The 11,722-nt window shown below is 70.9% G+C and carries 7 protein-coding genes; 1 reads left to right on the forward strand and 6 read right to left on the reverse strand.

What is annotated here, in order from left to right:
• Positions 1–37: 37 nt before the first annotated feature.
• Genes ABD331_RS13585 through ABD331_RS13610 form a run of 6 tightly spaced genes read right to left on the reverse strand, consistent with a single transcriptional unit; the run spans position 38 to position 10,376 of the window.
• Positions 38–1,666, reverse strand: coding sequence for a TRAFAC clade GTPase domain-containing protein (locus tag ABD331_RS13585; RefSeq protein WP_344474306.1), 1,629 nt, complete (start codon positions 1,664–1,666; stop codon positions 38–40).
• A gap of 27 nt (positions 1,667–1,693) precedes the next feature.
• Positions 1,694–4,129 (reverse strand): GTPase-associated protein 1-related protein, encoded by a 2,436-nt coding sequence (locus tag ABD331_RS13590; RefSeq protein WP_344474308.1) that lies wholly within the window; start codon positions 4,127–4,129, stop codon positions 1,694–1,696.
• A gap of 1 nt (position 4,130) precedes the next feature.
• Positions 4,131–5,336: a TRAFAC clade GTPase domain-containing protein gene (locus ABD331_RS13595; protein ID WP_344474311.1), complete on the reverse strand. Its 1,206-nt coding sequence runs from the start codon at positions 5,334–5,336 to the stop codon at positions 4,131–4,133.
• A gap of 3 nt (positions 5,337–5,339) precedes the next feature.
• Positions 5,340–7,985 (reverse strand): SaeA-related protein, encoded by a 2,646-nt coding sequence (locus tag ABD331_RS13600; RefSeq protein ID WP_344474313.1) that lies wholly within the window; start codon positions 7,983–7,985, stop codon positions 5,340–5,342.
• Positions 7,986–7,999: 14 nt separating this feature from the next.
• Positions 8,000–9,619, reverse strand: a complete 1,620-nt coding sequence (locus ABD331_RS13605; protein ID WP_344474315.1) for an Hsp70 family protein — start codon at positions 9,617–9,619, stop codon at positions 8,000–8,002.
• 22 nt (positions 9,620–9,641) lie between these two features.
• Positions 9,642–10,376 carry a nucleotide exchange factor GrpE gene (locus ABD331_RS13610; protein ID WP_344474317.1) on the reverse strand — a complete coding sequence of 245 codons (735 nt, stop codon included), beginning with the start codon at positions 10,374–10,376 and terminating at the stop codon, positions 9,642–9,644.
• A gap of 670 nt (positions 10,377–11,046) precedes the next feature.
• Between ABD331_RS13610 and ABD331_RS13615 the strand changes: the two genes are divergently transcribed.
• Positions 11,047–11,721: a hypothetical protein gene (locus tag ABD331_RS13615; RefSeq protein ID WP_344474319.1), complete on the forward strand. Its 675-nt coding sequence runs from the start codon at positions 11,047–11,049 to the stop codon at positions 11,719–11,721.
• Position 11,722: the final 1 nt, after the last annotated feature.

Below are 11,722 nucleotides of genomic sequence, written 5' to 3' on the forward strand. Positions count from 1 at the left end.
TTGGGGTGCATCGTTGGTTCCCCTCTCGGTTCGGGTGTCACGCGGAGTTGTGGACGCGCAGGCCCTCCTTGGCGAGGATCCAGCCGGACAGATCCAGCACGCTGTGGTCGATCAGCCCGTCATGGAGCCAGGAGGAGGTGCGGAAGAAGCGGATCTCGCCGAAGTGCCGGCGCATCGTGCGTACGACGCCGTCCAGCCCGGCGGGCCCCTCGAGCCAGCGGCGGATGTCCTCGCTCCCGTGGCCGACGCCGGCCAGGACGGGACTGTGGCATACCAGGTCGTCCTTGGTCAGCGCCACGACCAGGCGCGCCCGCGTGGTCGCGACGCCGAGCCCTTCGATGTTCTGGACCAACTGCCCGAACACGAAGTCCGTCGGCACGTCGGAGCGGAGTTGTGCCTGCCTGGCCTGTTCCTCGGGCGGTAACGACGCCCAGACGGCGTCCACGGACAGCAGGTCGAGGGTGAACAGGAACGTGCGCGCGACCTTGATGTAGCGCAGCTCGCGCAGCAGCTCCGACCTTCCGACGAGCTCGCCGGGCGCGTCGAAGATGTGCAGCAGCCGCGGGGAGCCGCTGGGCGGCGCGACACGCAGCGAGTAGGCCCGCAGCGGCGCGTCCTTGGCCTTGATGGTCTTCCACGTGTGCACGCCGGCGCGCAGCTTGTCGGCCAGGCCGCGGTAGGCGTTCGCCGACTGCTCGTCGGCGAAGCGCGTCGTGGCCCCGTGTCCTCCTGGCCCCTCCACCAGGCCCATGACCAGCGCCGTCATAAGGCGGGTCTTGCCGGTGGTGGCCGCGCCGAGCACCGGGATGACGATCTCCGGCACGGCACCGGCGCCGGCCGACATCGGTTCCCCGCAGTGCGGGCAGAACGCCCGCATCCGCCCGTCGCCGCTTCCCATGATCAGCAGGGTCGGCAGCAGCGTCCCGCACGCGCACCTGCGCTTGACCACTCCGAACCGGCCGGGCCTGATGTCGCGGTGCCGCCGCCCGCAGCTCGATGCCGAGCAGTCGTACGAGGGGTAGTGCACGTGCTGGTGACAGGACGGACAGCTGGTCCGGACGCCCTTGACCACGCGCATCCCGGAGTCGGCCGCCCGCAGCACGAACCCGGCGGCGATGACGGCGAACGCCATGAGCCCCACGATCGTCAGTTGGATCAGGCACAACATCGTGACGACGAGGAAGCCGCTGCCGATGCCGACCGCCATGCTCAGCCAGCTCACGATGCCGAGCGGCACCATCAGCCCGGCGGGATCGCGGCCCTGGAAGGTGCGGCGGATCAGGTGGTCGTACCGCCTGCCGACCTGCCACGGCGCCGGTAGGGCCACCCGTACCGCGTGCCGGAGGTCGACCAGCGCGGGCCCGAACAGGTAATGGACGTAGGCCGGTTCGTTCCGGCCGGCCGGCCGGTCGGGCGGCGGCGGGACAGGCGCGGCCGCCGCCCACCGGCCGACGCCCATGACAGAGGCCAGCCGTTTGAGGTACTCGTACAGGCAGTGCCCCGTGGCGCAAACCACCATCACGGACGTCGCCGGGATGAGCAGCCACAACAGCAGAGGCGACAGGCACATGGCCACCAGGCAGCCGCAACCCACGGCGGCCCCGTCGCCGGATGGGACCGGGTTGCGGCGGTATCTCGACTGAGACCCGCCGTAGTATCCCGACATGGTGTGATCCCCTTCGTGAAGCGGTGCTCAGCTGGGCGACGGCCAGCTCGGGAGCCAGCGCCGCCGGGGGCGGCAGTGTGCCAGCCGCCAGCGCCTGAACTCGTCGGCCATGCGGTTGGAGTGGCCGCGCAGTTCGTGCTCGACGTCGTTGAGATCGCGTTTGCGCCACTCGGACAGGTGGGTGAGCAGAACGTCCTGCAGAGCATCGGCGACGTGCACCGTGTCCCGGTGGGCCAGCGCGGTGTAGAGGGTGGCGAACGCCGTGGCGGCGGTCGCGCCCGCCTGCTCCCCGCCCAACTGCCGGTCCAGGTCATCCAGATAGGCCTGCGCGATCTCCGGGGGCGCGTGCGCGATCAGCGTCGGAAGCCGCTCGTGCGGCCCCGACACCAGTTGCTCCGCCAAGTGCGTCCGCAGGTAGGTCCGGACGGCCGGCGTCTTGGTGGCCGCGTGAAACGCGAGCAGCGTCTGGATGGCCGCGCGCCACTTCTTGTCGTCTCCCTGACGGGCGGCGTCCACGATGCGCCGCTCCGTCTCGTGGATCCGCACCATTTCCGCGACCCGATCCCGCGAGCCGACCGGCAACGTCCCGGCCAGCGGCAACCTGGCCAGCAGACCGCACAGTGCCGCGTACGAGTCCATCCCCTGGCGGTCGCCGTCAGGCAGCGGCCTGTCCAGCACCGCCGTCACCCAGGCAACCAGCACCGGGTCGCCGAGTGCCGAGGAGGGAAGTCTCCTCAGCATCGCCGTGGCGTCGCTCACGGACCAGCCGCCCGGCCAGAGTTCCCTCAGCACGGTCTCGTCGAGGCTGCGGCCCCGCCCGGACAGCAGCGCGAGCGCCGTGTCCACACGGCGCTCCGGCTGTCTGCGGGCGCGGACGAGCAGGGCGGCCTCGCGCAGGGCCGGCTGGGCGAGCAGTTCCTCCTCGGGTATGGCCGTGTCCAGCCCGAGCTCGAACACCTCGCGCAGCGACCGCCCCTCGGCCGCGGCGTGATCGAGGCACGCCAGCACCCCTGAACGCAGGTCCGGCCAGCGCTGCACGGCCTCGTACGTGGCGGGTTCAGGCCGCTGCCGCAGCAGTTCTGGGCCGATCGTCCGCAGGCCGCACTCCCGCAGGGCGCGGGCGTCTGGCCTGATGTCGTGCGCCACGGCCAGCCGCAGCAGGCGCAGCACGGTGGCGGGATCGGCCTCGGCCAGCGCCCGGGTGTACCTGTCCGCGGCGAACTCGCGGGCCTTCTGCGACCGCAGCCGCCGGCTGACCGGCACCGCAGACGGAACCTCGGCCGCGACCCCCGCGTGCGAATCGGTCCCCTCCGGCCTGACCGTCTCGGCGACCTGGCGCGTCACCAGGAGCTCCTCCGTCTGCGCGAGCAGCTCCGCCTGCCCGCCCTCGGCGGCTGCGTCGGCCAGACCGGTCAGGTGGGCGGCGGAGACGGCGTCGTGACCGAGCACGGCCGCGGCGATGGTGGCGAGTATGCCGCCATCGAGGCGTGGTCCATGCTCCGCCATCCAGGCGCAGACCGCGTCGAGCTCCTCCGGCCCGACGCCCACCCCGCCGTCCAGCAGCGCGGCCGCGACCGCGACCGCGTACCAGTCGGCCAGCCGCACCTCGCCGCCCGCAGCCAGCGCCGCCGCCCGGCGCCAGAGAGGCCCGGCCGCCACCGTCCCGGCCGCCGCCAGCAACACCGGCAGCGGGCCCACCTCCGACTCGGAGGCCCGGCCTGTCGTGAAGTCGAACAGATAGAACGCCTGGAACGAGCGCTCGTCCGCGACGATCTCCGCTCCTGGCTGCGTGCCGATCACGTGGTATCTGCTGTAGGACGGGCGGAACTGATAGGTCGCGAACGACATCCGGGCGGCCACCGGCGGCGGCAGCAGGAAGGACACCGCGGCGATCCAGCGCGCCACCTCGTCGGCGTCCGCCGCGTAGATCACCACCGAGCGTTCCTCGTCGAGCACGGCCCGCTCCACGGCGCTGAGCAGGGCGGGCAGCAGCGACCGGCCGGGTGCCCTGTCCAGGAAGTCGTCCACGGCGTCGCGGCCGAGCGGCCCGGCCGGAAGCGGGCTCGGCACGGGCGGCAGCTCGGTGCCGTCCACCGTCTCCCGGGTCCACAACGCCGCCCGCCACAGCTCGATGGGCAGCGGCCCCTGCCAGCTGCCCGCCTCGGGCACGAGCGCGTGCGCGAAATAGTTGCCGAACCTGCCGGAGTAGTCGGTGCCGGTGAAGACGACGTTGGCCGCGATCGGCCGCGGGCCTGGCACGAAGCACAGGTTCACTGGGCAACCGGCGATCTGCTCGGGCGTCGGCGAGTGCCCCAGCGTGCTGGGCGGCTCGTACGAGCTGAGCGCCTCGACCTCGCTCATCACCTCGGGGGCCACGCCCGGCGTGACCGCGTTGAACTGGTAGCCGGCATACCCCGACAGCCCCGATCGGCACGACGTGTAATAGAGCTGGTGGAAGTCCATGTCACCCCTTGGTGGACGGGAGCGCGTTCAGCCGGCTGAGCAGCCACAGAAAGGGGTCAGCCACCCGGTACGGATGGATGCCCCGGGGATCGACGCGGTTGTCGGCCGTCGGGCTGTCGCCCAGGGAGGACAGTCCGAAGTAGCGGTAGGACGCGTAGTGCTTGCGCATGATCTGGTCGATCTGCTCGCCCTCCCATTCGTGCAGCAGCGCCCGCACGTGATCGTGCACGGCCAGGCTGTCGGCCTGGTCGAAGACGGGCTGGTCGGCGGGCGGCTCACGGAGCAGCGGGCTGCCCGCGGCGAAGCCGTCCCGCAGCGCGTCGATTTTGGACATGGCGACGGCGACCGGGATCTCCAGGCGCCGGTTCGGGCCGCGGCCGTGAGCCTCGTAGAGCACCTCGGTGACCCGGGCCAGCACGTTCACCGGATGATCGGTCTTTGCGTCGGAGTCCGGCAGCCGGACGCCCGGCCGCGCGGCGGCGCGAGCGCCGCGCATCTGCAGGGGGTCGAGGAGCAGGATGATGCCGTCGGCGCTGCGCAGGTAGCGGACGTTGAGGTCCACGCTCTGCTTCGTGATCAGGTCCTCTCCCGCGGTGTCGAAGAACGAGGTGATCGTGTGCCGGTCACGGGTGCCGAACAGCCCCGAGCGGTCGAGGGAGACCTTGAAGACCAGCGGGCGCCGCAGCTCCGCCTGTCCGGGGACCGTCGTGGCGGGCAGCACGTTCTGCCGGTAGAGCATCTCCTCGTACCGCTTGGAGAACTCGCTGCGCGTGTGGTCGTCCGAACCGACCACGGCGGCGTCGAAGCGTCGCCCCACCGAGTGCATCAGCTCGTGCAGCAGGACCGTCATGTAGATGGTCTTGCCGGTGCCCTTGGCGCCGATCAGCGCGATGAGCCGGCTGTCGACCCGGCCGAAGTGCACCGGCAGCTGGCTGTGGCAATGCGGGCAGATGCGCTGGGTCGACTCGCCGCCGCAGCCGGGGCAGCACGCGCTCATGCGCCGGCTGGTAGCCAGCGAGCCTGGGCTGAACACCGGGGGCAGCGCCTCGTTCATCCGGAACCGGCCGGACAACGCCGTGTCGCGCTTGGCCTCACACCTCTTGCCGTTGGGGCCGAGCAACCCGGTGCAACGGAACATGACCTTCCGCGACTGGAATGGCTGGTAGCAGTACGGGCAGGTCAAGGTGGGCAGTAGGGGGATCCTCATCGTTCACCACGTTCCTGGAAGCGGGATCAGGGTCACCACGTCGGCCGTGCCGGAAGCCACGAAACAAGCCAGCCTTGACGGCTTCGCGGCGTGCGGCACCGCGATCCGCAGCGTGAGCGGGCTGTCCGGGCTCAGCTCCTGCGCCGGCACCTCGTGGATCACCTCGCCCTGCTCGGGCCGCAGCGGGAGCACGGTGCCCGCCCGGCGCACGACGACCAGCGGCGGCACCTGGCAGTGTCGTTCCGCGGTCAGGATCAGCACGGCCTCGCGGCGCCGCGACAGCCGGGGGCGGCGGAACTCGTAGCGGACCTCAGGGCCGATCCCTGGGACGCTCGCCGTCACCGGCCTGGAGCGGATCTCGCCGGCCACCGTGCGCACGCTGGCCACGACCGCACCCGGCCCGATCTCGATTCGGCAGCCGTTGTCCTCGTAGGCACGGCGCCGGCACTCGACGGTGACCGTCCCTGCGCCCGGCTCCTCCACGCTCGCTCCGGCTGGCGCCCAGGTCACCTCCACGAGCTGGGCGCCGACCGGCCACTGCCAGCTCAGCGCCATCGTGTCCCCGAGCCGCAGTGCGGTCAGCTCACGTACCGGCTCCACGATGACGAGCCGGGCGGAGGCACCGATCACCGCTCGACCGGCGCCGACGCTGACCGCAGTGAAGTAGGCGCCGGCCAGCGGCGCGCGGATGGTCATCCAGCCGTTCGCGCCCTCTGCGGGCACGGCCGGCACCTCGGAGCCGTACCGCTCCACCTCGGCCTGCGTGAGCGTCGTGCCGCGCGGCCAGGGCGGCGGGCCGTCCGCGGCGCGGATGACCACGCGCCCGCCGGCCGGTGGGGGCCAGCCGATCCGCGCCGCGGGAGGCTCGCCGTCCAGCTCGACCGTCAGATCCAGGACCGCCCGCGGCGCGCTCTCCGGCAGCCCCGTCAGCACGACGCCGCGTGAGAGCCGCCTCGTGCCGTCGGAGCGTTCGTAGGCGACCTGGACCCGGTAGCGATAGGTCTCCCCCGGCGTCACCCCCACGTCGGCGAACCCGCTCCCGCCTCTGCTCGTCGGCTGCCCGACGTGCGGGTCGAGCCTGCTCACGATGGCCTCCGACGCGCCCGGCGGCAGCCGCCACGTCGCGGTCACCTCCCGCTCTCCCGCTGTCACCGCCGGCGCGATGATCTCGGGCAGCACGGTCAGCCGAGGGGCGGAGACGGGTGCCGACCAGATGCCGGCGGCACGCCCGGCGAATACGGTGTAATACAGCTCCTCGGCGGGTGGCGGTGCCCGGTCCACCAGCTCGTTGGTCTCCGTCTCGCCGACCGTGATGCCGTCGGCCGCCCCGCTCGCCGGAGCGCCGATGGTGCGGACCACGCGGTAGTGGACGGGGCCGACGTGGGCGGCGCTCGGGGCCCACGCCACTGTCACCCGGCTGCTCTGCGCTCCCGCGCGCACGTCGCCGGCCGGAGGCGGCGGCAGGGCACGCAGCCGATCGCCGATGGCCTCATCGTCCGCTGCGCTCCGCCAGGCCTTGTCGAGCAGTTCGGCCGCCGCCTCCGTACAGCCGGCGGCCAGCTCTTCGGTGGCCTGCCCGGTCCACGCAGCGACCTGACGGCCGCGCTCCTCGATGCGGCCACGCAGTGGATCGTCGGGCGCCAGCCCCGGCAGCAGGCGCTCGGCGGCACGCAGCCGGCCTTCTTCCAGCGCCTCCTGGATCTGATACGCCGGTCCGGCGGAGCGAGGCTCGTGCGCGAGCATCGCCAGCGCCAGCTCCTCCGCCTCCTCCCTGACCAGCCCCAGGGCCGCGGCCTGCTCACTGATCATCTTGGCCGGCAGTCCTGCGGCCACCTGCGGCCGCAGGATTTCCATGACCTCCCAGAGGAGCATCGCGTCCAGCCGCTCCGGTTCGCCCGCCGCCTCCTTCAGGGTGGACAGCACGCTCTCGGTCGCGGCCTTGCGCTCGTCCCTGACCCGAGCCGCCGAATCTCGCAGGACAGCGGCGATCTTCTCCTTGGTCAGCGCTACCCCTGCCGGCGCTCCGCCGGCCAGCCGGAAGCCGTCACGCAGCCGGAAGCCGCGGCGCACTTCTTCCGTGCCGACCACGACCTCGGCCGACAACCGCAGGCCGAGCAGGTTGAGGGCGTTGCGCATGGTCCGGTGCGCGGGCCAGGGCGGCGCGTCGGGCAGGACCCAGGTCCGCTCGACGATGGAGATGCCGTGCTCGACCAGGATCTGGCGCACCTCGGCCTCCGAGAGGGTGCCTCCGGTGTCGGCGACCAGGTGGCCGAGCGCGGCGCGGCTGATGCGGGATCCGCTGCCCGCCAGTGTGACGGCCGCCTCCGCCAACCGCGTGGTGGCCGCCTTCACCTGCCGGTCCGTCTCGGCCTTCAGCGCGTCCCAGGTGAGGGCGTTCTGCTCGGTCAGCTTCGCGTGCGCGACGAGCAGTCCGTCGATCAGCTTCGCGTACGACTTCTGCCGTTGCCTGACCGTGCGCCAGTACGCGACCACCTCTGCCAGGTGCTCGGTCAGCCGATCGCCCTGCAGTTCCTCCTCCGGGCGCAGCGCGTACCGCGCGAGCAGGTCGGCAGGCAGCGCGTTGCCCCGGGCGCGTGCGGGGTCGAGCACCTCGCGCCGGTAGGCGTCCTTGTCCAACACTTGTGTCACTCGCCAGCCTGCCGTCACTCCGAGACCGCGTAACGCGCGACCGCTTCCTTGGCCTGCCGGACCTGCGCGTCCGACAGCCCCTGGATGCGTACCTCGATGCGCAGGTCCTTCTTCGTCTGCAGCTCGACGGCGTGGACCGTGAGCGTGCCCAGCTCGTCCATGGCGAAGGAGATGTCGATGGGAGAGTTCTTGCGCAGCCTGGGCAGCTCGGGGATGACGCCCTCGCCGATTTTTGCGTTGTCGGACAGCTCCGGCGATTCGATCGATCCGGCCTGCTCCCAGATCTCGATCTTGATCTCGGTCTGGTTCTCGTACGCCGTCGCGAACCGCTCGGCGCCGGGCGCCGCGGGCAGCGCGGTGTTCGCCTTGAGGACGTGGCTCACGGTGAACACCTCGCTCCCGTCGTCGGCGAAGTCGACCACCTTGACGCCGAACGCGCGCGGCACCACGGTCGTCACCCGCCGGCCGGCCAGCATCCGCACCTTCTCCGGCTCCAGCCCGAGCTGGTCGGCCGCCTGTTCGTACGCCTCCCGCGTCTCCGCCTCCGACAGCTTCTCCGCGTCGCCGGGCAGGCGCACCTTAACCGCCTCGATCAGCGCGAACTTGGCCGCCCCCTTGGCCACCGCCAGGTCCGGATCGTGGAGTTTGGGGTCGAAGCCGAAGCGCTGCCGCAGCCCTTCCGCCACCGCGGGCATCCGGACCGAGCCGCCGACCAGCAGCACGTCGTCGAAGTGATCGATCCCGTGCTCGGCGGCCTTGTCGACCGTGCGCTTGGTGATCTCGAACGTCCGGGCGAGCAGGTCCTCCGTGAGGCTCTCGAAGTGCTCACGGGTCAGCTCCACCCTGGCGGTGCCGCCGTCGAAGCGCATGTTGTAGCGCCGGGACATGGCCGCGCTGAGCCCCTTCTTCATCTCCTCGGCGGCACCGGCCAGCTCTTGCAGGAAGTCCTCGCTCCGGTCCGCCGCCGAGCCGGCGTTCTCGGCCATGAAACGCTCCAGCAGATGGTCGGCGATGCGCTCGTCCCAGTCCGCGCCGCCGAGCCGGTGGTCGCCGTCGGTGCAGACCACCCGTACGTCGTTGCCCTCCAGGCGGATGACCGTGGTGTCGAAGGTGCCGCCGCCCAGGTCGTACACGAGGATGGTGGTGGACTGCTCCGCCGAGAGAGTCTCATAGTGCAGCGCGGCGGCCACCGGCTCGGGAATCAGGTTGAGCACGTTGAGCCCGGCGATCTCGCCGGCCTTGCGGGTGGCCTCGCGTTCGGCGACGCCGAAGTACGCGGGCACCGTGATGACGACGTCGCGCACCTCCTCGTGGGTGTGCTCGGCGGCGGCCTTGGCCATCTCCTTGAGAATGAGTGCCGACACTGATTCGGGCGTGTGCGAGGCACCGTGGAAGTCGAGCTCGAACTTCTGCCCCATCTGCCGCTTGATCAGCGAGACCACCAGGTCGGGGAAGAGCTTGGCCGAGCCCTTGGCCTCCTGCCCGACCACGACGTGGTCCGGTGTCTCGAAGTAGACCACCGACGGGGTGGTCTCCTGGCCGACCGCGTTCTTGGTGACGACCGGCCGGCCGGTGTCGTCGAAGTAGGCGATGCAGGAGTAGGTGGTACCGAGATCGATGCCGTACGTTGCCATGCGCGGTGTCCCCCTCGCTCGATCAGGTCATGTCCGGAATCGGGGCGGCCCCGGCTTCCGGTTCCTGCTGCCGCACAGCCTCGGCCGGCTGCACGGTCTCCGCCGCCTGCACGGTGTCCGCCACATGCACGGTCTCCGTGGGCTGCGCGGTCTCCCCGGACCCCACGTGCTCCGCGGGCCCCACGTGCTCCGCGGACTGGGTGCGGCGGTACTGGTGGAAGCTGGCTCGCACCGGACGGCGCACCCGGCCCGTCTCCCGCTCCACGAAGCCGATCGCCATGACCTCGGCTACGGTGTTGTCCGCCGTCTCGTCCGGGGCGGGAACGACGGACACCGCGGTGTGCCGGCCCGCGTCGAAGCGGTCTCCCGGCCGGGCCGTGAACTCCTCGAGCCCGCAGCGCTCCAGCAACAGCAGCGTGTCGTCGGCGAAGCTCTCCAGCAGCCTGCCGAAGGCCGGGTCCGCGTGTTCGCCGGACAGGCGGGCCGACTCGCGCAGCAGTGAGTCGTACATGCGGATCAGGTCGGTCACCACCGGCTCCAGGATCGTGCGGTGCAGGCCACCGCGCAGCACCTGGTTCTCCTCGTGCAGCCGGTCGATCACCGCCTCGCGATGCGCGGACCTGCGGTTGAACTCCGCGACCGCACTCTCGATCGCCGCCATCCGCTCGTCCAGCCCCGGCTGCTCCGGCGCCTGTGCCTGCTCCCCACCCGCTTCGGCCTCGTCCGGCGCGGTGGTCGCGACATCGTCACTCACCATGGCCCCCTCCGCACATGTCACTTTGGACAGCGCACGCGAGGGCGACTTCGTTACGGACAGAGAGCCCGCGTGCGTGATCTGTATCGAGCCGGACGTCAACGCCCGTCTCGGGCCCGCGGTGAACGCGGCCTTCGCCCAACTGGGCGCCGCGCCCGTCATCCTTCACTTGCATCGTCACCTACCTGGGGGGTGAGGGCCGTCGAGGAACTGGCCCGTTTCCGGAGATTTCCGGCACGACTGGCGTAATTTCGCCTCGCGGTACGAGTGTGATCATTCGGGAATTCACCTCTCCCGAAAGTCGGTGAATCGGAGGCGAGGCAACGAAGGCTACTACACATTTTTCGATATCGTGACAAGGTAGCATTTGTCCGGAATGTGAGGAATGTGGAGAACTAAGATCGGCTTACCGTTCACCTGGACACCTATCTCGATCAGGACCCCCCGCAGCGCCCACTCGTGAATCACCGCTCCCAAGAAGGACGACGACCTCCGGGCGAAGATGCCCCATTCCATAAAAATCCACAATCATCTGGAATCAGGCACCACCCCCACCAACACCGACACCCGTCTATTCTGTACGACATAAGCATGGAATGGCTTTCATCTCATAAAAATCTGTGGCACGCTCGTTGATCAATGGACTACGACTCAGGAATCGGAGTCCCACCGCATGGACGTGCCCCACTTCCTCAGGACGCTCGCCAAGCACCTCCCTGATGTCCGCTCCCATCTCGACGCGGACGACCAGGACGAGCTGGATCGGTTGTTGTCCGAACTCCAGCGCCCCACCGGCCGCGAGCGCCTGAACGACCTCGTCATCTCGATCATGGACGTGGTGGAGCCGTGGCTTCCTCCCGGACATCCCGTCCGCCGAGCGATCCCCACCGGGATCCGCCGGCTGGACCGGGCGGACGAGCCGGTGGATCAGGCCGGAGCGATGTGGGGCGAGTTGATCGAGAGGTATGGCCACCGGCTGCTCCCCGAGATGCCGGATCCCTCGCGCTCGCCCGCCGAGCTGCTGGCCGCAGTCCAGCGGCGGCTGCTCGGCGCGCCGTCACACCTGCCGGGCGAGGTCGCCGACGGCTACGGCGCCGGGCTGGTCCGCCTGGACACGCCGGAGGGCACGACCCGCCTGCCCGCGTTCCAGTTCGACGCGGACGGCCGCGCAAGACCCCTCGTCCTGCTGGTCAACAGCCTGCTCAACGCAGAGGAAGACCCCTGGGGCGTCGCCGACTGGTGGCTCGGCGGCAACGCCTGGCTGGGTGCGGCGCCCGCGGACCTCATCGGCACAGAGCGCGACGACGACCTCGTGGCGGCCGCCCAGGCCGAGCTGGAAAGGATCTGAC

It is taken from the genome of Nonomuraea monospora (assembly GCF_039531895.1).
Taxonomy (GTDB): Bacteria; Actinomycetota; Actinomycetes; order Streptosporangiales; family Streptosporangiaceae; genus Nonomuraea; species Nonomuraea monospora.

Excerpts from the sequence above, each read along its gene's own strand:
- ABD331_RS13595 (WP_344474311.1), bottom strand. The coding sequence starts at position 5,336 with ATGAGGATCCCCCTACTGCCCACCTTGACCTGCCCGTACTGCTACCAG.
- ABD331_RS13585 (WP_344474306.1), bottom strand. The coding sequence starts at position 1,666 with ATGTCGGGATACTACGGCGGGTCTCAGTCGAGATACCGCCGCAACCCG.
- ABD331_RS13590 (WP_344474308.1), bottom strand. The coding sequence starts at position 4,129 with ATGGACTTCCACCAGCTCTATTACACGTCGTGCCGATCGGGGCTGTCG.
- ABD331_RS13610 (WP_344474317.1), bottom strand. The coding sequence starts at position 10,376 with ATGGTGAGTGACGATGTCGCGACCACCGCGCCGGACGAGGCCGAAGCG.
- ABD331_RS13615 (WP_344474319.1), top strand. The coding sequence starts at position 11,047 with ATGGACGTGCCCCACTTCCTCAGGACGCTCGCCAAGCACCTCCCTGAT.
- ABD331_RS13605 (WP_344474315.1), bottom strand. The coding sequence starts at position 9,619 with ATGGCAACGTACGGCATCGATCTCGGTACCACCTACTCCTGCATCGCC.